The sequence below is a fragment of the Lujinxingia sediminis genome (assembly GCF_004005565.1).
Taxonomy (GTDB): Bacteria; Myxococcota_A; Bradymonadia; order Bradymonadales; family Bradymonadaceae; genus Lujinxingia; species Lujinxingia sediminis.
On record NZ_SADD01000005.1, the window covers coordinates 286,317 to 306,163 of the forward strand.

Here is a 19,847-nt window from a genome sequence, read left to right on the forward strand (position 1 = left end):
GTCTATTGCGTACGCCATTGGAGGTCCTCCAGTGACGGTGGTTCCTGGCCGTTTCACGTCACCTCTTGAGGATTCGTATCATCGACCCGTGATGGAAGGAGTGTTGTATGAGTTTCGATTTTGCCGCGCTGACCGACGCTGCCAGCACCTGGCTTGCGACCGAGGGGTTGGCGCTGGCGCGCAACCTGCTGGTGTTCTTGCTGATTGTCGTCGCGGGCATGATGGCCGCACGCATCGTCCGAAAGGCGGTAGGCGCTGCGTTCGAGCGTTCGCGTCTGGAGCCCTCGGCGCTCTTTACACAGTTTGTGGTCAATGTCTCCAGCAAGTCGGTGATGCTGCTTGCGCTGATCATCGGCCTTGGGAATCTGGGCATCGACACCGGGGCGTTGATCGCCGGTCTTGGGGCCACCGGTCTGGTGCTTGGTTTTGCGCTCAAAGACACCTTGTCGAACTTCGCCGCCGGCATGCTCATCCTGCTTTATCGCCCCTTTGATGTGGGCCACTACGTGGAGATCAACGGCATCGCCGGTACCGTCAAGGATCTGACGCTCGTCTCCACGATGTTGAGCACGCCGGATAACAAGCGCATCACGATTCCCAACTCCGGGGTGTGGGGCAATCCCATCATCAACTTCTCCCAGGCGGACACGCGTCGCGTTGATATCGTGGCGGGCATTGCCTACGACGCGGACATCGATGAAGCGAAAGCGATCTTTGAAGATATCCTGGCGACGACCGAGGGTGTGCTTCAGGATCCGGCTCCTACCGTGACGATGAACGGGCTGGGTGGAAGCTCGGTGGACTTCGATCTGCGCGGCTGGGTCAACACGGCGGACTTCTGGGCGGTGCGCTCTCGGCTGCTTCGTGAAGTGAAGTATCGTCTTGATGCTGCTGGCATCGGCATTCCCTTCCCGCAGCAGGAAGTCTGGATGCATCAGATCAAGGACTGAGCGTCAGCCAGCTTCTGGCAAGAGCCGCGTCCCTTCGGGACGCGGCTTCTTTCAGTGTTTTTGATTTTACATAAAAAATAATATCTTCTTTCGCACTACGCGAGCCTTCCTGACGCGCGCGTTCGGCGAAGGGCAGGGCGCAGCCAGGGAGCCCGGCACGGTAGAGGTGCGCAGCCAGGGCCCACCATCCGTAGGAAGGGGATGGCCCGCGGGCGTGCAGGCTGGCAAGGTCGAGCAGTTCAGGAAGTAGCCTCGCGCGGGAGTCCGCCGAGGTCTGCTCCAGAAGTTCTGGCCAGATCAGGGCCAGAGCACGCAGCGCACCTGTGTCATCCTCCAGCGCCCGAGCTGCGGCGTTGAGGCGGCCGAGCAGACCCGCGGGAGGATGCTCTCGGTCGAGGCTCGCCAGGGTTTCGGAAAGCGTGGCGTAGTACTCCGCGAGGGGATCGCGGTTGATCGGAACCGGGCTGTCGGGATGGTGTTCTGTCCGGGTGAGAAGCATGGCGGCGTGTTGTGCCACCGGTTGCCAGCGCGAGGGGGCGTCGAGCGCCAGGCGCTCCAGAGTGGCTTTGACCTCGGCGGCGGCGTCGGTCTTCTGGAGGGGAGAGCTCACCAGATGCTGCAGGCGCTCGCGGGCCTGAAGGTGGCGTTGCCAGTGCGCGCACTCCGTTTCGTCGAAAAGCGTGGCGATGAGTTCCGGGAGACGTTCCAACTCAGCGGGGTGAAGCTGGAGCGGGGCGTTGCTGAGAAGCTCCCGGGCGATGGTGCGAAGCTCGTCCGGGTCCTGTGCAGACGCTGTCCGGTCGGGCGTCTCCCGCAGCGCATCGAGCAAGAGATCGATGACGCGGACTCGGTCGATCCAGCGCTCGCTATGGGTGAGAGCATGTGCCATCCAGAGCTGCTCGGCGCGAGAGAACATGCTCCAGTTGAGATGACCCAGGGGCGTCTGAGTTGCGCGTCGATCGAGGCCGGTGTTCAGGGAGAGCGCGCCACGGCGGAGCTCGCAATGGCGTTGCAGGCGCCCGTACTCCGCCGGATCTTGCGTCGTTGCGAGCTCGGCGCGGTGGGCGGCCAGTGCGAAGGCCTGGTCCGCTCGCCGACGGTCGTCCGGGGTGGCGTGGCGCCCTTCGATCGCGTGCCCCTCCAGGTAAGGACCAGTGGCTGATTCGGGACGCGCCAGCGTAAGCCAGGAGCCGAGCACTTCGAGTGCTGCGGCATGCTTGAGGTCTTCAAGTGGCTTGAGCGCGTCCCATAATCGGGTGTCTGTCCCGGGGCCTTCCGGCAGCACATGATCGGCAAAATGACGAAGGAAGGCGCGATACTCGGTGAGATCATCGAGGTTTGCGGCGACTTCGGTGGCTTCCATCAAAAGGTCGGGCCAACGCGAGGAGCCTGGCGCTCGCCGGGAGAGCCAGTCGGCCTCGTCTACCAGAGTGTCGAGGGCGTCGGTCCAAAGGCCGCGCTGGCGAAGCTGGCGTTGGCGTGACGCAAAGTAGCTTGCGCGGGCCTCGTCGAAACGGTCTCGAAGGGACATCAGCTCTCCTGACGTTTGAGAAGGCCGAGGGTGCGCACCCGCTGAAGCCCGAGCTCCAGGTGGTCGATGGCCACGTGGATCGCCTCCAGAGCGTCGGTCTGTCGGGTAAGAGGAAGGGCGTCGGCGCGTGCCTTGATCGCGTTGAGGGGTACGAGCACCTCGGCATCCAGGCGCTGTGCGAGCCTGTCGATCTCGCGCTCTTGAAGCGCGCGTCGTTCGGCGTCGCCGCTGAGGGCGAACTCGCGCAGTTCGAGGCGAACGCGGGCCATACGGGACTGGCAGGTGTCGAGCATGCGTCGGGCATAGCCTTCGGGATCGGCGCGGAGAAAGCGCGCCTCATCCTGAACGACGGTCTCATAGGTGGCCTGTACGCGGTCGGCAAGTTGGCGCCAGGCGGCGTCATCAGGGCCGTCCCAGACGCGCGCAACCTCCGAGGTGAGGCGATCCAGGCGGGCGCGCCACGCATCACGGGAGATGCCCTGGACGTCACCGGAGCTGTAGTACACGGCCCGGCGAATGCCGTCGAGGGTCGCATCGACGCGCCCGCGTCCCGGGATGCGTTCGGCGCGCGGAGCGAACTCATCGAGTAAGGCTTCGAGGCGTCTGGCGAGGATCTGAAGGCGCAGGGGATCCTGGTGGACGGCGGCCTCGATTCCGGTGATGAGCGGGGTGACATCACGCTCAAATCGGCGCGCTTCCATGCCCCAGAACTGGCGAGCTGCGATGTCGGCTCGGCGCATCAATGCTTCGATCTGGGGCCAGTCCAGCTCGGGAGGCGTGCGGGGTGGGTCGATGCGCACCCAGAACTCCTGGGCTCCGATCGTGCCTTTTGCGCTCATGGAGAGCGTCTCATCGACGTCCAGCTCCAGGGTCAGCGGGGTGCCCGGCGCGCTATGTTCCGGCAGGGGCATCACAAGCGTGTGAATGGGCAGACGATCCTGGAAGAGCTGGAGGACCACCGCACCGCTGGTATCGGCGGTGGCCAGCCGGTGGGTGGCGCGCGTGGGGAGGTGGGCACCGCGTGGGATCAGGGCGTGGCGCGTGGGTTTTCCGTCTTTGACAATCTCCAGAAAGATGCCGCGGGAGAGGACCGCCGGGTTGCTCAACGCGGGCGTCGGTGCAGGGCGCTCGGCCGGCGCTCGGCGCGGAAGCCAGAGAGGGAGGCTTGCAATCGGAAGCCCCGCGCCGTCGACCAGGGTCGCACTCGGGCGCTCCGATACACCTTCGGGGAGCGCCGGGATGAAGAAGTTCCAGACCCCCGGGGTGTGGGTCGAGCGAAGTGGGGCGCGGGCCAGGGTCTCGGCGGCCTCTCGGAGCTCCAGAGCGTCGGGTTGCCCCTGGCGCGCCAACTCCACCTGGCCGCTCAAGGGCTCGCCGGGCCCCGAGGGGATGTCGACAAGCTCCAGAGCCGCCCCCCCGGCGTCGCTCTCCAGGCGCAGTCGGCCCAGGGTTGCGGCGTGCAGCGCCGCGCCCAGCGCCACGCACATCTCCGGCGAGTCGCTCAGCGGGTGCTCCGCCCGCGAGACGCCCTCGCCGCAGAACGCCCGGGCGATGGCCTGCTGGACCGCAGGCACATGGGTGGACCCGCCAACCAGGAGCACGTGGTCGATGTCGGCCAGTCCCACCCGGGCCTGCTCGCCACTTTGATGCAACGCTCGCTCACAGGCCCCGAGCGTGGTTTCGATAAGATCCCCAATGGCGTGCTCAAACTCCGGGCGGCTCACCTCCACGCGCGCATGCACGGGCCGGCCTTCGCGATCGCTGAAGTTCCCCTCAAGCTCCAGTGTGGCGGTGTCATGCGTGCTGAGCATCTCTTTTAGCCCGCGAGCGTAACGGGTCAGAAGTTCAAAGCGCAGGCGGTCGTCCGGCTCATTAAAGCGCGTGCCCAGAGCATAACCGGCGGCGTTGAGGCGGCTGCGCAAGAGCCCGGCCAGGCGTCGATCGAAGTCATCGCCTCCCAGGTGGTTGTCCCCGTCAATGCCCAGCACCTGGTATTCTCCGGCCATGCATCGAATCACAGAGACGTCGAGGGTGCCCCCGCCGAGGTCATAGACGAGAAAGTTGCCGTCCTGAAGCCGGTGCTTCCAGCTGTAGAACATCGCCGCGGCCGTGGGCTCTTGAAGCAGGCCGATGACGGTGAGGCCGGCCAGCGTGCCGGCCCGGCGGGTGGCCTCGGCCTGGGTCACATCGAAATAGGCCGGGATGGTGATGAGCGCCCGCTCCAGCCGAAGCTCCGCCTGAGCGATGTGACCCTGAAGTTGGCCGGCGAAGCGGGCGACAAGCGCCGAGAGGAGATGCCCTGAAGCCTCAATCGGCGTGAGGGTGCGCGAGCCCAGTTGCAGCTCGTCGCTCTGGCCCATGCGACGCTTAAATGAGGTCAGGGGTGGGGTGGGCCCGAAGCGGGTCTCAAATGCCGGGCGGCCCGCCAGAAGATCGCCAGCCGGGCTTAAGCCGACTGCCGAGGGCATCACCTGGCTGCCCTGGCCGTCGTCGAAGGTCTGTGGCGAGGCCGCGCCCGGCAGGTAGATCGCCGCACTGCTGTGGGTTGTACCCAGATCGATGCCAAAGGGTGGGATCAGTTTCACGGGCTCTCCCCGGGAGTACGATCTCGAAGTGCGGGCCAGAATGGAGGGCGGAGTGCGGGGGGCGAAGCGGCGTGTGCGTCGAGGTGAAGCGCATCCTGCAGGGTCGCCTCAAGCCCGGGAAGTTCCGGGGGGGGCGCCTCGGCCAGCGCGTCGAGGCAGGCCCAGGGATCGCGCTGCGCCGTGGCGCTGGGATGGGTCCACAGCGCCTGTGAAAGGCGCGCTTGAGGGTTTGTGGTGAGCGCGCGCCAGTCGTCGCGCAGCTGCTGGCGCTCGTCCGGGGGCAGCGCCCGGGCCAGCGCTTGCATGGACCGGGTCAACTCGGCGGGGCTCTGGGAGGGATCGAGATCCCAGCGCTCGAAAATCGAGGCGGGCTTACTCATGGGAGGCTCCGCGCAGGTTGAAACGGGCGCGCTCCTCCTGGAGGTCGCGCTGATAATCGGCCAGTAGCTCATTGGCAGGGTAGAGGGCCCGGGCCTCCTTCAGGGCGAGCTCCGCGCGCTCAAGGGTGCTTTCGACGCGTTTGCGCACCGCGCCGATCGCCGCGCCAAGTTCAGGGGTGGCGGCCAGTTTCAGAAGATCGCGGTTGGCGCGCTCGAGCATCAGGTAGGAGAGCATCCGGCTGGCGTTTCGGTGGCCCTCACAGGTGTTCAATGCACGGCGAAGAAGCTCTTCACGCGTGGTCAGGCTGAAGGCGAACTCGGCCTCAAAGGTGTAGTAGTCGGCCAGGGGGCCGGCCGCCTCGACATGCTCCTGGAGGGAAAGCATCGCCAGGCGAAGTGCAAAGGGTTTGAGCGCCGGGAGGATGTGTTCGAGCGCCTCGATGGTCTCATCGCGCTCCAGCCGTCGAAGCTCCCAGAGGATGTTGAGACCATCGCGTAAAGCGGCCAGGTCGCAGCCGGGGAGGGGGCTGAGAAGTTGCACGCGGTGTTCAAATCCCTCCAGGGGAGCGACGAGTTCGGCCGCGTCGGCGCGGGTCAGGTTCAGCGCCTGGATGTGGGTGTGCAGGGCTTCGGTGAGCTCGGCGGCCAGAGTTTGACGAAGCGTCTGTGTGAGTTCCGCGCTGCCTGCAGCCAACTCGGAGTTCGCCTCCTCGAAGATGCGCTCGCAGCAGGCCAGAGCATGCTGAGCGAAGCGAAGTCCCCGGCGGTCGGGCGATGCGCAGAGGTCATCGAGTTTGAGCGCGCGCCGTGCTCTCTGCGAAAGCGCGTCGAGAGGTTGGCGGAGCGCGTCACGTCGGGTGGTGATGCGCGCCTCGGGTGAGGCATCCGGCATGCAGCGTTGAAGGTAACTCGAGAGCCAGTCGGCGTCGGCATCCACCCAGGCCTCCATCGCTTCGCTCCAGGCGTGAGCGGCAAGGCTGAGATCATCGCGCTGGACTGCGTCGAAAAAGATCTCAGAGAAGATCAGGGCGTTGTGGTGGGAGGTGCGCGCCGAGAAGCCGGCCTCCCGTGCCAGCTCCCAGGCACGGGGCCAGGCCGACGCAGAGCGCAGCGCTGCCTCCAGGATGGGCCAGCCCGGATCATCGCGCAGTGAGGCGTACCAGCCGCTGAGCTGGTCGCAGCGCGACGGGCTCAGCTTGAGCGTGCCCGCCGAGAGGCGGTCGGCCAGCGCAGGGAGCCGCTCGCGCGCCTCCAGCAGGATCGTAAGCTCGTGCTCCAGGGTCGCCTCGGGCATCACCATGATTCAAAGTCGCGGGCGGGGAAGAGGAATCGGGCGGGGGTCAGACGCTCTGCGGAATGGCTTTCATGCAAATTCTGGCGAAGAGCAGTTCCAGGATCACGCGGTCTGGCACCGGACTGGACTTCAGCGCCACGTCCACCTCCAGCATCTGGCGAAGGATAGACGCCAGCTCATCCGGGGCAAAGGTGCGCGCGTGGCGTTGGTAGTCCTTTAGGAAAAATGGCGAGACGCCCACCGCGCGGGCCGCGTCGTTGTTGCTCGCTGAGCGCAGCGCGGGGTCCTGAAGACGCGCCACGATGCGAAAGTGACGGCTGATCATGTGGCTGATCACCAGCGCGGACTGCCCGTCGAGGAGCATGCGCTCCATGATCAACAGGGCCTGCTGGTAGTTGCGGGCACCGAGCGCATCGGTCAGGTCAAAGACGGTGCGCACCCGGGTATGGGCGATGATTTCCTGAACATCATCGATCTCAACCTGGCGGCCCTGGCCTTCGGGGGCGGCGCCCACGTAAAGATCGATCTTCTCCAGGGATTGCTCCAGCTCCGCCATATCGGTGCCCACCGCATCGACCAGGTACTGGATGACCTGACGGCTTAGTCGCATGCCGCGGCGCGCGGCCTGGCGCTCCAGAAAAGCGGGGATCTCGTTTTCGTAGAGAGCTTTGAACTCGCAGACTTCCGCGGCTTTTTTGAGCTTTTTGATGATGCCCGAGCGCCCGTCGATCTTCTTCTGTGCGGTACGGGCATGCAGGATCAGGCAGGTCGTAGGGCTGGGGTTGGCAAAGTAGTCTTCGAGCTGACCCAGCTCCGAGAGGGGGATCTCCTGCATGTCGCGGACCACCACCAGGCGGCGCTTCGACATCATCGGCAACATCTCGGCGGCCGAGCGGATGGAATCTCCGCTGGCTGAGCGCCCCTGAAAGGTGTCCAGATTAAAGTCGTTGGTGCCCTCGGGGGCGGCGGCCTCTACGATCGCCTCCACAGCACGATCGAGCAGGTAGGTCTCCTCACCGTGCACAAAGTAGATCGGGGCGACCGGTCCTTTTTTGAGGTCTTTGAAAAACTGTCGGGCGCGATCGGCTTGTTTGCTCATGGGGAGGTCTCATTGCGGTGATGACGGTCGACCAGATAGGCCACCCGCGTGGCGATGTGCGCCAGCGCGTCGGCGGCGGCGAGCTCTTCGGTGCGCTCGACGGCCTGGAGGGCGGCCAGTGATGGGGGGTGGTGGGTGGCGAGGGCGTCGGCGCTCACTCCGATCGCTTCGACCACGTCCAGCACGCTGTCGTTAAAGAGCAGGGGGCAGCGCAGGTCAACCTCGCTGACGAGATCTCCGTCAAAACCGGTGGTGCGGTGGGCGCTCACCGTGCAGCTGAGGCGGTAAGGGGCGTCGGCAGAGAGGGTCAGGCCCCGGCTGAAGACCTGATCGGCGAGGATTGCCTGGAGCGCCGGGGTGTTCAGGCCGAGTTCGGCCGGAGCGGCGATGGTCGAGATCGCGACCGCTCGGCCCGGGCGCCCGGCGTCGTTGGCAAAGCGGTAAGGACCGCAGCTTGAGATCATCAGCAGCGCCAGAAGTGCGGTCGCGCGTACGCCGAGGTTCCAGGCCTGGAGAGAGGGGGGGCGTTGTTGTTGGCGATCACTATTCATGGCTCCACGTCATACGTTATGCGCCGCGCTTGCGTCTATGTTGCCGGCATGCTCCGTCTCAGGTTATCGCTGCCTTGACAGCCTTCGGGGCCGGTGCTACCTATTCGCGTCCTACGAGTAACCCGATTTTCAGGGTGGCGTTGATGCTCGTGGCAACCCTGAGATTGAAGTCTAAATCACGTTAAACGTTTCGATACATCCCGAGGATCCGTCGCACTCGTCACGGTTGATGAGGCGTCTAAAGTTCGGGAGAAGCAAGGAGATCGTCGTGGCGAATTCAAAGTCTGCTAAAAAGCGTGCGCAACAGAACATCGTGCGCCGTGATCGCAACCGTAACGTGCGCTCGGCTCTGCGCACCAAAGCTCGCAAGTTCTTGAGCGCGGTGGAGTCCGGTGACGTCAGCGCGGCCGAAACCAGCCTGCGCAGTGTGGAGTCGGCGCTCGACAGCGCCGCTTCCAAGGGTGTGATCCCGCGCAAGCGCGCTGCCCGCAAGGCCAGCCGCCTGGCTCTGCACCTCGACAAGATGCGCGCTCAGGGCTGAACCGCCCGCGTAGATCTTAAGTCATAAAGAAGCCGGCCCATTCGGGCCGGCTTTTTTTATGCTGCGACCGGGGTCGCCCGGGGTTGACCCGGTTTAAGACGGGCGAAACTTTCTGGCCAGCTGGCCAGCTGGCCAGGCTCAGGGGCTCTCGGGCAGGGCGTAGAAGTCTTCGTAGGGAGGGCCTCGTCGAACCAGAAAGCTCCACGAAGCGCGAAGTCCCTCGATCACGACCTCACCGCTTCGCGCGTCAAGGGCGAGGGCGTCAGTGAGTTCCCCGGCAACCACGCCGGAGGTTTCACGCTCGAGAAGATCAAAGCGCAGGGTGCCGCGTACATCGTAGGACTCCTGGGCCGGAAAACAGCTGGAGAAGAAGGCCAGGCGAGCTCTGGCGTCGGCCTCAGGGTTGCCGGGGTCGATGAGCAGGTCGCGGCCGATCAGGTCGTCCTCAGGGTTGCTCAGTTCGATGTAGAGCACGTCGTGACGGGCCTGAATGTCAGGGGCGGACTGCAGAAAGAGGCCCAGCTTTTCGACGCGAGGGCGCAGCGCCAGAAGCTCCGGCTCCATCGGAAATTGGGCGGCAGCGCAATCCGGAGCACGGCTTAAGTCGTCGGCCTCAATCCGCGCAAACTCCTGGGGGTCGGAGCATCCGGCGATCGCCAGCGCCAGCGCGACGAGGCGGCAGCGATCGAGGGGGGCGTAGAACATGCGAAGCGTCTCCAGGGAGGGGGAAGCAGGGCCTTCGGGATGAATTGACCCGGACCCGGAGGGGCTTAGGTTGACTAGCCGTCGCGCGCCCGTCAAGCGCGCTTAAGCTACGCTGGATGGAGTGATGGATGGCCGAGTCTTCGAATAAAGCGCCTTCTCCCAACAAGGGGACTGATTCAAACTCCGGGGGCCTCTCCTGGCGCACCCTGCTGGTGGTGCTGGCTCTGGGGCTGGGGGCGCTGCTGATCTTCTATCAAGTTCAGGGGCCCGGGGCGGTGGTGTCGCTTCCTTACAGCGAGCTAAAAGCGCGTGTGGAGCAGGGTGATGTGGCCCGGGTGATGCTCTCCGACCGTCAGGTTGTGGCGATGCCCACCGAAGAGGTGCTGAACCGAGAACGCCAGGCCGAGGATGCCGAAGATTTCGAGCGCTGGCAGGCACAGCGCCCGCTTGAAGATCCCTCGCTGCTGCCCCTTCTGGAGCGGCAGGGGGTGGTGGTGGACGTCGCCCCCCAGAGCGGCTGTGCAGATGGCGGTTTTCTCTGGATCTGGGTGCTCGGCGCGCTGATGGTCTTCATCTTCTGGAGCTTCATGATCCGAAGGATGCAGATGCTCAACGCTCAAGGCCCGGGCTCCAACTCACCGGTGATGAGCTTTGGAAAGAGTCGCGCCCGGGTCTACGCCGAGGAGGGCACCGGCGTGACCTTTGAAGATGTCGCCGGGGTGGAAGAGGCCAAAGAGGAACTTCGGGAGATCATCTCCTTTCTGCGGGAGCCTTCCCGTTTTACGCGCCTGGGCGGCAAGGTGCCCAAGGGGGTGCTGCTGGTCGGCCCGCCCGGGACCGGGAAGACGCTCCTGGCGCGGGCGGTCGCCGGGGAGGCCGAGGTTCCCTTTTTCAACTTAAGCGGCTCGGACTTTGTCGAGATGTTTGTCGGGGTGGGCGCGGCTCGGGTGCGCGATCTTTTTCAGCAGGCTCAGGAGAGCGCCCCCTGCATCATCTTCGTCGATGAGCTCGACGCGATCGGCAAGACGCGCGGTGCAGCCGGCTACCAGTCCAACGAGGAGCGCGAGCAAACCCTGAATGCGCTGCTGGTCGAGATGGATGGGTTTGATACACGAAGTGGTGTCATCATCCTGGCGGCGACCAACCGCCCCGAGGTGCTGGACCCGGCCTTGCTCCGCTCCGGACGCTTCGATCGCCAGGTCGTGGTGGATCGACCGGATAAGAAAGGGCGCCGCCGCATCCTGGAGGTGCACGCTCGACGCGTGGTGATGTCACCGGACGTGGATCTTGATGTGGTCGCCGCGCAGACCCCGGGATTCGTCGGTGCGGACCTTGCCAACATCGTCAACGAGGCTGCCTTGCTCGCGGCTCGTAAAAATAAATCCCAGGTTGAACTGGAGGACTTCCAGGCATCGATCGAGCGGGTGATGGCGGGACTGGAGCGAAAGAGCCGTCGACTCTCCGAGAAGGAGTCGCGCATTGTGGCCTACCATGAGGCCGGGCACGCCATCGTCGCCGGGGCGATGAGTGACGCCGATCCGGTACACAAAATCAGCATTGTCTCTCGCGGGATCGGCGCACTGGGCTACACATTGCAGGTGCCCCTCGAAGATCGCTACCTGGTGACGCGCAGCGAGTTGCACGACCGAATATGTATGTTGCTGGGAGGGCGGGCCGCTGAACATATCGTCTTTGGCGACGTCTCCAGCGGTGCGGCCAACGATTTGCAGCGGGTTACCGATATCGCCCGTCGTATGGTCAGTGAGTACGGGATGGGTCACGCCATCGGGAACCTGAGCTATGGCGAAGACTCCAGCCCTTTTCTCTCCCAGATGGGCGTGAGCGCTCGAGGATATTCGGATCAGACCGCCGAAAAGATCGACGCCGAGGTCCGGCAGATCGTCAGTGTGCTCTACCAGCGCACGCTGGAGGTGCTGGAAAAAAATGTGGATCTTCTCCACGAGATGGCCGATACCCTCAGGGAGCAAGAGGTGCTCGAAGGTGCGCAGCTTGCCACGTTGATGGAACGGGTTCAGCCCGCCGAAGCGGTCAGTGGTCTCGATGGTGCATCCGCCCATCGAGTCCCCTCCCAGCCTGATGAGCCGGCGAGGTGAGAGCGCGTTGGGTGTGGCGTCGCCGCATTGCTCAGGGAAGATGTGACCCTCGACTTGATCGCAGGCTTTGTGTGGCTGGTGCTGGTAGCGCTGGGATGGCGTTCTGGTGCTCTTCGCCAGATCGTGCGCATCATCGCGGCCATTGCCGTTGTGATTGCCTCCTCCTGGGTCTCACCATGGATTCGCGATGCCGTCTTTGACGCATCCGGGCCAGCAACGCCGGGCGTCGAGGCCCTGAGCCTCTTGATGGCAGCCGTCGGAATCTACGTCGGGGTGGTGCTCGCCGGGTGGCTCGCTGTGAAGATTCTACGTACGAGCAGCCCGACGCTCGGAACGGTTGATCGCCTCGCAGGTGCCGGGCTCGGCGGCATGAAAGGACTGATCCTGGTCTACTTCGCGGTCGTGCTCGTGGTGCTGATTGAAACACCGCTGACGCGCTACGACCCGGATAACGCGCTCGGCCTGCGCGAGGGGAGGGCCGCCGAGTTTGTGCGCTCACATAATGTGCTCGCGCCCTGGCAGTTTCCCGACCTTCGTCGCCTGCATGATGCGCTGATGTGTGGCGCGCTCGCTGCAGAGAGTGGGGCTCAGGATAAGGTGCGTGCGCATGGTCGTGCGGCAGATTTTCTGCGCCGCGATTGGGTCGCCTCAATGCTCAACGATGAAGGCCTCATGAGCGCGGTGCGTCAGGACCACTACCCTCTGACGCTGGCGGATGCTCGTGTGCGCGAGTTGCTCAATGATCGCGACGCGGTCACGGCATTACGCCGGGTGCATTGGGAAACCTTGCGCGCCGACCTGGAGAGCCTGGTTGACCCGGACGCGACTTGAAGTCGTCTGCAGCGTTCGGAGATTTAGAGGTTGCGCGGAGCATGTGCGAGTGACGCTCTGAACCACGTCAGGGTCCATCATTGACATGTCGGGGTATGGTGTGCATTCTTCGCGCTGCTCAAAACGTCGGAATACTCCGATGTCGCGAGCGTTGTTCGGTCAGTCGTCCGCGCAGTGAGCGGGCGTGGTCTTTGACAAAAAGGAGAACCAACATGGGGTTATCCAACTGATTGGAAAGGTCTTTTCCTCGTCGGAACAGACCGGAAAGCAGCCCGTCGTGAACGACGAAATCGTCTTCATCGGCGAAACCCGACTTGATGCCAAGCGTGCGATGTTGCGCTACTGGGCCCGACACCAGAACGATCTGGGGTTAAGCCTGGACCAGTTCAGCGCGAAGTGTCGTCTGCTCGCAGACCACCGCACGATCGTGTACCGGGCATCTCATTGAGGAGCCAGTAATGGAGGGTTTTAGTACCCAGGCTCATCGCGACTGACCAACGTCAGCTTTGCGGTGGGCCCTTTTTTTTGCCCGGATTTGGCCGGGCGTTTACCCTGTTCAGGGTATGGCGCAGGAGGGGAGCCGGGGGCGTGGCGCTCAGTTGACGCGCCGTTGCGCAAGTTCAATGAAGCGCTGCGCGTCGGAGTTGTCCGGGTCCCGGTTCAGGACTTCCTCCCAGGTGCGGATGGCATCCTGGAAACGCTCGAGTCGGAAGTAAACGGTGCCGAGTTGAAGGCGGTACTCAATGTTGTTGGGGCGTGCGCGGACGGCGCGAAGTTGGTAGCGCTCAGCATCGCGCATGTTGGCCTGGTCGAAGAGGATCTGCCCCAGTCCGGCGTTGGCACCCGCGTGGTCTGGAGAGGCGCTCAGCGTGCGCTCGAAGGCGGCACGTGCGGCGTCGAAGTCGCCGCGGGCGTAGGCCTGACGGCCTTCGCGGTAGGAGGCCTCCGCATCGACGCGCGGGGTGGGCTCGGCGCGCGGAGTCTCCTTACGAGGCGTGCCCTCGGATGCCTTTGTTGGAGTGTCCGTGGGCTCACGTTTATGGGAGTCGGCGTTGGAGCCGACGACGGAGTCGGGGGCCGCCCCCTCGAGGGTCGACACGTAGCGGGCCTGAACGGCCTCGGCGCGCTCTCGGAGCGCGGCGTTCTCGGGGGCATGCTGGCTGGCGAAGCCGGAGAGGTCACGCGCGGCCTGCCAGCGCTCCTCCGTTTCCGCCTTTCGGCTGGCCTCGTCGGCCGCTACGACAAAAGCGTTGCGGTGAGCCTCGTAGCGTTCCGGGGCGTGCCTCTTAAGCTCGGTCAGGTACTGCAGCGCGCTGTTGGCGCGTGGATGAATCAGCGCCCCACGCGCCAGGGCGTCCTTAAGCTGATCCTCCAGCCTCTCCAGGTCGACGGAGGGCTCTTCTGCTTCGCGTTCGCTGGTGCCGGGCGTGGGTTCATCCTGCGGCTCATAGCTCTGCGTAAATATCAGGACGGCGATAAAAGCGGCGACCAGGAGCAGTACGATGACGATGCGGGCGAGCTTCTCGCGGGTTTGTGTTCGCTCCTGAGCATCGCGTAAGGCATCGTCAGCCCAGGCGTCTTCGGAGTCCGAGAACCACCCCTCATCAACGTCCTCGGTGGTTGCATTCCGTGAGGCGTTTACAAAACCGATGTTGAGCCTGGCGACATCGTCTGCGACCGCTCCGTTACGCGCCGTCGAAACTTTTACGGCGTCGGTGCGCGCGTCAAGCCGCTCCTTCGCGCTCTCCTTTTCCGACTGCCCGGGCTCATCCGCTTTGAGCGCGTCATCCACAACGATGGAGGCTCCGTCGGTGGCGCTCGGGGCGGCGTCGGAAGCCGGCGCGTCGCCCTGAAGATCCTCAGCGATGACGATGGAGGGGCCCGGGGCGGCGTCGCGTGATACGCCCGGGCGTGCGGTGGCTTCCCCTGACTGGCGTGAGGTGTCCCGGGCGGAGTGCGTCTCGTCGTTCGAGGGTTTCGCGTCGCGCGAAGCCTGTTCCGTCGCAGGGATATTCTCGCCAGGTGAGTCCACCTCGTCGGCCAGGGTCTGCACGGAGACGGACGTCATCATCAGAGTTTTCTTCTCGGTGCTTTCCGAGTTCTTGTCATCGCCAGGCGCCTCGTTCGAAGCATCGTCGGCCTCATCGCTGGCGTTTCCGGTGCGGGAGACCGCATTCAACGGTTCGGTGCTGGCGGCGGCGCCCTTGCGAGCCTCGCTCGACGTTGACGTGGTGTCTTCGGAGGACACACTTTCAGCGGGCGTCACCGCGTTAAGAGGTGCGGTGCGTGCGCCAGGCTCGTCCGGCTCGTCGAAGGCTCCCTCGCCATAAGGCGCGGTGGTGACCGGGGGGCGGCCCTCACCCGGGTCGTCAATGATGACGCGCGGGGGAATGTCTTCTGAAGACGCCGCAGCGTCGGTCTGAGGATCTTCGGCATGAGCCACCGCCGGCATGCCCACCATGGTGTGGCGTTCGTGCTGGGGTTCGGTCTGACCTACGCTGTCGATGGCGGAGTCATCCGCGTGTTGTGGCACGGTGAAGGGCGGTAATGCCTCGGGCCCGGTCTGGCCGGGGCGCTCGAAGACCGCATGTGTGGCCGGCGTGAGGGCCGGAGCGATCACGTCTGGAGAACTTGCCAGGACGTTGGAGAACGCCGCCAGGATTGCCCCCGGCGCCTGAAAGCGGTGCGCCGGATCCCGAGAAAGGCTCATGCGGAGAAGATCAACCAGGGTATCGGGAGCATCACTCAGATCGATGCTGTCGAGCGGAGGATCTGCCGGGTAATCTCCAGGCTCCAGAAGTTGTGCGGCAGAGGCCTCAGCCGGAAGGGGAGACTCGCCGGTGAGGGCGTAGTACATCACGGCGCCCACTGAGAAGACCGAAGCCGCTTTGGCGTTGGCGCCAGGATCGCGAAGAAGTTCTGGAGCGACGTAGTCGAGCCACACCGGCAATGCTTCTCGCGGGGTCGAATCGTCAATTGCCGGCAGCTCGCCAGCCAGCTCGCCGAGCAGCCAACTCCCGACCTGAACTCCGGAGTGCTCGGGCTGAAGGTAGACGGAAGCGGGACTTACACCCAGAGGGTAAACGCCCTGCTCAGTGAGCCAATCCAGCGCTCGTGCAAGGTTGCAGCCCAGCTTCAGCGCCTCGCGCCAGGGGAGCGGCCCGCGCGTCTTGAGCGTCTGAGCGAGTGAGTCTCCGTCGGCCAGCTCTTCGGCAATAAAATGTGGGAGCTGCTGAGTGAAAAGACCTGCGACGCTCAAAATCTGGTGAGGAAGCGGTGATTGGGCCTTTATGGATTCCAGTGATGTTCGAGCCCGGGAAAGAGAGGCTGCTGTGTAGGTGCGATGGAATACTCGGACCTGCACACTGGTCCCATCGTTGAGCATCCGCCCTCGGTAGAGCTCCCCCAGGTGATCGGCATCGAGGAAGACCTCCAGGTTGACCGCACCGTGGAGTGAGGAGCCCGCCAGGCGGCCGGGCGTCTCGCTATTCTTCGTTAACAGCCGGGTGCCGTCATGAGGACAGAAGATCTCTTCGCCCTCAAATTGCGCCTTACAGATTGGGCAGTATCTCACAGACATTCCTCAACGCAGGGGTCTTGCCGCATAAGCCGGCCATAAGCCTTGTGGAGCCGAACGCGCGGTATCGTACACGTCGCCATGAACCAGGCCAAGCCGGCGGTGTACGCCGCCGTGCTTCCGGGCGGTTGCCCGCGCGCGCAGAACTCTTTATAAGGGCGCTCAATTCGGCCCTCATTCCTCAGAGGAATTACGCATGACCGCATCAAAATCTTCATCGAGCGCTGGCCTGGTCCAGCGCCTGAGTCCTCGCCTCACCGGAAAGCAGCGTCGCTACCTGCGCACGCTCGCTCATTCGCTTAAGCCGCTGGTCTACGTCGGCCAGAAAGGGATCAGCGAGAACCTGATTGAGAACGTCAGCGCTCAGCTGCTGGCTCATGAGCTGATCAAGGTTAAGATCCATGAAGGCGACGGGATGGTCGAGGCTGCCGAGGCCATCGTAGCCGGCACCGGTGCCCAGCTTGCTCAGAAGATCGGGCATACGCTGGTGCTCTACAGGCCTCATCCTGAGAAACCCACGATTACGTTGCCGCGCGATACCGCGGCGGGATCCTGAACCCATGATCATTGAGCTCAACCCCGAACACCCCCAGCCGCGTCGCGTCGATCAGGTCGTCGAGGTGCTCAAAAGCGGGGGGCTGGTTGCCTACCCGACCGATACCGTTTACGGGATCGGCTGCGATATTTTTAATAAAAAGGCTGTCGAGCGCCTGCAGTCGCTGGTGCGTGAGATCAAAGGCCAGCCCGATCACAGCCCCCTCTCCTTTATCTGTCGCGATCTGAGCAACATCTCGGAGTACGCGCTGGTCAATGATTTTGCCTACCGCACGTTGCGGCGGATGTTACCCGGGCCCTACACCTTCATTCTTGAGGCGACCAAGCTGGTGCCCCGGGTGATGCTCAACAAGCGTAAGACCGTGGGAATCCGTGTGCCGGAGAGCCCCATCGCGCTCGCGCTGATTGAGGCGCTGGGCAACCCGGTAGCCAACACCAGCGCCACTCATCCGGACGGGGAGCTTATCCCCGACCCGTGGACGATTGAGGAACTCTACGGCCATTCGGTCGATCTTATCGTCGATGGGGGCTACGTCTTCCCGGAGCCCTCCACCGTGATCGACTTCTCTGGCGACCTTCCGCAACTGATTCGTAAAGGGAAGGGGCCGGTCGGAGATCTGGAGTACGTGGAGCTGATCTGAGTTAGCGTTTGCGCCCCGCGTCTCTGGCGCGTGTTTGCAGAATAGAAAAAGCCCGCACTCCTTATCGGGGAGTGCGGGCTTTTTTGATCGCGTGCCAACTGGAGCTCAGAGTGGTGTCACAAAGGTGCGGACTTCGCGCGTGCGCTCGAGTTGGGCCTGGTGGGCGCGGGCTTGTTCTACGGTGGCGAACTTGCCAATGCGCACCCGGTAGAACTTGCCCTGGCCAGGGATATCGGCGGCGATCACATGAGGCACAAGGCCCTGCGTGCTGAGCTTATCCATCTCGGCGCGTGCGCGCTCCATGGTCGGGTGCGAGGCCACCTGGAGGGTGTAGCGGGCGGCTTCGACGTCCTCGTTTGCTCTGACTTCGGCGGGGGCGGCTGCGGCCGGGGCGACCGGAGCAGGGGCTGAACTTTTGGTGGCCTCCGTCGGGACGGGGCGCGATTCCTCTGGAGTCTCAACGGAGGGCGCCTGCGCAGTGGTCGCCACTTTGGGAGCGGGGGCTGCGGCAACCGGTTCGGGCCGTTCCGCGACTTTACGCGTGATCAGGGGGCGAGCCTCGGGTCGGGTGAGGCTCTCGTAGAAGGAGAAGATCGCGTCGCGCGGTGTGCTCTTGTCGGCATCGGCCTCATCGCCCTCCGCAGAAGCCTCGGTGGGGGCCAGACGCTGGCTGGCCAGAGCGGGCTGTCCCACCGACACCATGGGGGGGAGGCTGTCTTCGAGCATGATGCGCTGACCGGCAATCAGCCCGGCGCTAAACACCAGGGCCAATACCGCGGTCGCGAGGATAAGACGGCCTGCGCTCAGTCCGCGTTCAGGTTTTGAATGTCGTCGTCGGCTCATCGTGCGTTCCAGCTCGTGATTCGGGGTTGCGCCATCGCGTTGCTTCCGTTCGCGAAGCATCGCGGGTCACAGGCGGACCGTAACACAGGCGGATCGGTCGACAAGATTTTTGTCCATATCGGCGTCACTTTCGCAACGAAGGTTGCCGGCAGTGTGATGCCGCGCAGCGCGTGCCGCGCTCAGGCCGTGCGACGATCTTCCTCAAGCCCGTAAAGCAGCAGGGGCGGCGCATCGGGATCGATGGTCAACGTCGCCCCCACGCCGAACTCCAGGGCAAGGTGGGGACCGTCGAGAAAGATGCGCCCCTCCCGCATGCGCGAGACGACCTCGAAGGGCTCGTCGATGGGGACAAGCCCCTTGAGGAAGCGGTACCCCCCCTGAGCCGGCGGGTATGGCTCCCGCACAAGGTACTGAAAGCTCTGGCTGCGAAAGGGTAGCACGTAGCCGCCGGCCGAGCGGATCGCCGCAGTCGAGCCGGCGGGCGTCGAAAACCAGATCCCGCTGGATTTTTGCCCCTCGATCGGGTGGTTGCCCACCTTGAGCAGGTAGGTGGAAACGGCGGCCGGGTTGGCGTGCGTGATCAAGACGTCGTTGAGCACAGGTGGCCCCACCTGCTCGCCATTGAGGCAGACATAGAAGCGTCGAAGACGCGTCGGCTCCCAGGCATCGGTGAGCGTGCGCTCGAGAAGGTGCTGGAAGTCGGAGGCAAATCCCGCGCAGAAGTAGCCCACGCTTGCTGCCGGGTCGCTGTTGATCGCCAGCATCGGCGTATCAACGATGCGGTGGGAAAGATCGAGGACGGTCCCGTCGCCTCCAACGGCGATGATGAGGTCGTAGCCGGAGGGGTCTGTCACATCGCCCCGGTAGCGCGCCTCGAAATCGATGCCGCGAGCGCTCAGATGCTCCAGGATCGTCTCCAGGCTCTGCTGATGAGCGCGGTGGGAGGCGCGCAGGCGAGCCACGCTGACGTGGCCCTCGTCGATCAGATGAGCGACAGCCTGGTCGCCTTGATCGAGGACATACTGCTCGTAGCGGCTTTTTTTGTAGGCGACCAACAGTCGCACGTCGGTGCTCATAGGGGCCCCGCAGGGGTGATCGTAACGAGGTGAGCTTGCCGCCTCACCTGCGGTTTATAGACTTCGCTCGTGCCGCGCGGCAAGCTCACACCTTGCGGCGATTGGGGCGCCGTGCTAGCTAAAGCGCCGATTAATGTTGTGAGTAAACGCTCAGCGGGCCGTGACCAGCCCGAGCGTTTGAAATTCAGGGTCGAAGTTAACCGCATAGACGCTCAGGAGCATACGATGTCTGATCTGAACGCCCGCTCGATCTTCGAAGAAGTGCTTCCCGCCAACCTCAAAGAGAGCCCGGACAAAGCCAAGTCCACCAACGCTGTGTATGTGTTCAACATCACCGGCGATGATGGCGGCACCTGGACCCTCGACTTCACCAAAGATGAAGACTTCGTCAGCGAAGGCGAGGGTACCGAGGCGGATTGCACCATCACCATGAAGGACGGCGACTTTGTCGACATGTGGGAAGGCCGCCTCTCTGGCCCCCAGGCCTTCATGATGAACAAGATCAAGATCCAGGGGAATATGGGCCTGGCGATGAAGTTGCAAAACTTCATCGGTTGATCGCGTTTGGAGCCGG

18 protein-coding genes are annotated in these 19,847 nt (G+C 64.0%); 8 read left to right on the forward strand and 10 right to left on the reverse strand.

The features are described from left to right. The first annotated feature begins 107 nt into the window (after positions 1-107). Complete coding sequence (locus tag EA187_RS11520; protein ID WP_115604428.1) at positions 108-950, forward strand: mechanosensitive ion channel family protein; 843 nt, start codon at positions 108-110, stop codon at positions 948-950. Here the strand turns inward: EA187_RS11520 and EA187_RS11525 are convergent. The 6 genes from EA187_RS11525 to EA187_RS11550 are packed head-to-tail and all read right to left on the reverse strand — an operon-like array spanning position 940 to position 8,390. Beyond that, positions 940-2,481, reverse strand: coding sequence for a hypothetical protein (locus EA187_RS11525; RefSeq protein WP_127780345.1), 1,542 nt, complete (start codon positions 2,479-2,481; stop codon positions 940-942). The two genes, EA187_RS11520 and EA187_RS11525, sit on opposite strands and share 11 nt — an antisense overlap. Continuing rightward, positions 2,481-5,066 (reverse strand): Hsp70 family protein, encoded by a 2,586-nt coding sequence (locus EA187_RS11530; protein WP_127780346.1) that lies wholly within the window; start codon positions 5,064-5,066, stop codon positions 2,481-2,483. Before EA187_RS11530 ends, EA187_RS11525 begins: the two co-directional genes overlap by 1 nt. After that, a complete protein-coding gene (locus EA187_RS11535; RefSeq protein ID WP_115604434.1) occupies positions 5,063-5,446 on the reverse strand; it encodes a hypothetical protein in 384 nt (127 codons plus the stop codon). Before EA187_RS11535 ends, EA187_RS11530 begins: the two co-directional genes overlap by 4 nt. Further along, positions 5,439-6,746, reverse strand: a complete 1,308-nt coding sequence (locus EA187_RS11540; protein WP_127780347.1) for a hypothetical protein — start codon at positions 6,744-6,746, stop codon at positions 5,439-5,441. Before EA187_RS11540 ends, EA187_RS11535 begins: the two co-directional genes overlap by 8 nt. A 40-nt stretch (positions 6,747-6,786) precedes the next feature. Then, positions 6,787-7,839, reverse strand: coding sequence for a DNA polymerase III subunit delta (holA, locus tag EA187_RS11545; protein WP_115604438.1), 1,053 nt, complete (start codon positions 7,837-7,839; stop codon positions 6,787-6,789). Next, positions 7,836-8,390: a hypothetical protein gene (locus EA187_RS11550; protein ID WP_115604440.1), complete on the reverse strand. Its 555-nt coding sequence runs from the start codon at positions 8,388-8,390 to the stop codon at positions 7,836-7,838. The genes holA and EA187_RS11550 overlap by 4 nt, the downstream gene beginning before the upstream one ends. Positions 8,391-8,658: 268 nt before the next feature. On the opposite strand from EA187_RS11550, the gene rpsT reads away from it, so the two are divergent. After that, the gene (gene rpsT / locus EA187_RS11555; RefSeq protein ID WP_115604442.1) at positions 8,659-8,931 is read left to right on the forward strand and encodes a 30S ribosomal protein S20; all 273 of its coding nucleotides are present in this window, start codon (positions 8,659-8,661) and stop codon (positions 8,929-8,931) included. Positions 8,932-9,069: 138 nt separating this feature from the next. Here the strand turns inward: rpsT and EA187_RS11560 are convergent, their stop codons facing one another. Continuing rightward, complete coding sequence (locus EA187_RS11560; RefSeq protein ID WP_115604444.1) at positions 9,070-9,636, reverse strand: hypothetical protein; 567 nt, start codon at positions 9,634-9,636, stop codon at positions 9,070-9,072. A 128-nt stretch (positions 9,637-9,764) separates the two neighbouring features. Between EA187_RS11560 and ftsH the strand changes: the two genes are divergently transcribed. From ftsH to EA187_RS20415, 3 genes are all read left to right on the forward strand, one after another. After that, positions 9,765-11,750 (forward strand): ATP-dependent zinc metalloprotease FtsH, encoded by a 1,986-nt coding sequence (gene ftsH, locus EA187_RS11565; RefSeq protein WP_115604446.1) that lies wholly within the window; start codon positions 9,765-9,767, stop codon positions 11,748-11,750. A gap of 42 nt (positions 11,751-11,792) precedes the next feature. Next, the gene (locus EA187_RS11570) at positions 11,793-12,581 is read left to right on the forward strand and encodes a CvpA family protein (RefSeq protein WP_164856215.1); all 789 of its coding nucleotides are present in this window, start codon (positions 11,793-11,795) and stop codon (positions 12,579-12,581) included. 277 nt (positions 12,582-12,858) lie between these two features. After that, positions 12,859-13,029, forward strand: a complete 171-nt coding sequence (locus EA187_RS20415; RefSeq protein ID WP_164856216.1) for a hypothetical protein — start codon at positions 12,859-12,861, stop codon at positions 13,027-13,029. A 147-nt stretch (positions 13,030-13,176) separates the two neighbouring features. On the opposite strand, the gene EA187_RS11575 is transcribed toward EA187_RS20415, so the two are convergent. After that, positions 13,177-16,155, reverse strand: a complete 2,979-nt coding sequence (locus tag EA187_RS11575; RefSeq protein WP_164856217.1) for a tetratricopeptide repeat protein — start codon at positions 16,153-16,155, stop codon at positions 13,177-13,179. A 199-nt stretch (positions 16,156-16,354) separates the two neighbouring features. On the opposite strand from EA187_RS11575, the gene yhbY reads away from it, so the two are divergent. Both yhbY and EA187_RS11585 read left to right on the forward strand, forming a co-directional pair. After that, complete coding sequence (yhbY, locus tag EA187_RS11580) at positions 16,355-16,714, forward strand: ribosome assembly RNA-binding protein YhbY (RefSeq protein ID WP_115604454.1); 360 nt, start codon at positions 16,355-16,357, stop codon at positions 16,712-16,714. Positions 16,715-16,718: 4 nt separating this feature from the next. Further along, entirely contained in the window at positions 16,719-17,354 is a 636-nt protein-coding gene (locus EA187_RS11585; protein ID WP_115604456.1) for an L-threonylcarbamoyladenylate synthase, read from the forward strand. Between the two features lie 105 nt (positions 17,355-17,459). Here the strand turns inward: EA187_RS11585 and EA187_RS11590 are convergent, their stop codons facing one another. Continuing rightward, entirely contained in the window at positions 17,460-18,197 is a 738-nt protein-coding gene (locus EA187_RS11590; protein ID WP_164856218.1) for an SPOR domain-containing protein, read from the reverse strand. A 179-nt stretch (positions 18,198-18,376) separates the two neighbouring features. Beyond that, positions 18,377-19,273, reverse strand: coding sequence for an NAD(+)/NADH kinase (locus EA187_RS11595; RefSeq protein WP_115604460.1), 897 nt, complete (start codon positions 19,271-19,273; stop codon positions 18,377-18,379). Positions 19,274-19,498: 225 nt separating this feature from the next. Between EA187_RS11595 and EA187_RS11600 the strand changes: the two genes are divergently transcribed. Next, a complete protein-coding gene (locus EA187_RS11600; RefSeq protein WP_115604462.1) occupies positions 19,499-19,831 on the forward strand; it encodes an SCP2 sterol-binding domain-containing protein in 333 nt (110 codons plus the stop codon). Positions 19,832-19,847: the final 16 nt, after the last annotated feature.

Coding starts and splice junctions, on each gene's coding strand:
- EA187_RS11520 (WP_115604428.1), top strand. CDS start 108: ATGAGTTTCGATTTTGCCGCGCTGACCGACGCTGCCAGCACCTGGCTT.
- EA187_RS11525 (WP_127780345.1), bottom strand. CDS start 2,481: ATGTCCCTTCGAGACCGTTTCGACGAGGCCCGCGCAAGCTACTTTGCG.
- EA187_RS11535 (WP_115604434.1), bottom strand. CDS start 5,446: ATGAGTAAGCCCGCCTCGATTTTCGAGCGCTGGGATCTCGATCCCTCC.
- EA187_RS11540 (WP_127780347.1), bottom strand. CDS start 6,746: ATGGTGATGCCCGAGGCGACCCTGGAGCACGAGCTTACGATCCTGCTG.
- holA (WP_115604438.1), bottom strand. CDS start 7,839: ATGAGCAAACAAGCCGATCGCGCCCGACAGTTTTTCAAAGACCTCAAA.
- EA187_RS11550 (WP_115604440.1), bottom strand. CDS start 8,390: ATGAATAGTGATCGCCAACAACAACGCCCCCCCTCTCTCCAGGCCTGG.
- EA187_RS11560 (WP_115604444.1), bottom strand. CDS start 9,636: ATGTTCTACGCCCCCCTCGATCGCTGCCGCCTCGTCGCGCTGGCGCTG.
- ftsH (WP_115604446.1), top strand. CDS start 9,765: ATGGCCGAGTCTTCGAATAAAGCGCCTTCTCCCAACAAGGGGACTGAT.
- yhbY (WP_115604454.1), top strand. CDS start 16,355: ATGACCGCATCAAAATCTTCATCGAGCGCTGGCCTGGTCCAGCGCCTG.
- EA187_RS11585 (WP_115604456.1), top strand. CDS start 16,719: ATGATCATTGAGCTCAACCCCGAACACCCCCAGCCGCGTCGCGTCGAT.
- EA187_RS11590 (WP_164856218.1), bottom strand. CDS start 18,197: ATGAGCCGACGACGACATTCAAAACCTGAACGCGGACTGAGCGCAGGC.
- EA187_RS11595 (WP_115604460.1), bottom strand. CDS start 19,273: ATGAGCACCGACGTGCGACTGTTGGTCGCCTACAAAAAAAGCCGCTAC.
- EA187_RS11600 (WP_115604462.1), top strand. CDS start 19,499: ATGTCTGATCTGAACGCCCGCTCGATCTTCGAAGAAGTGCTTCCCGCC.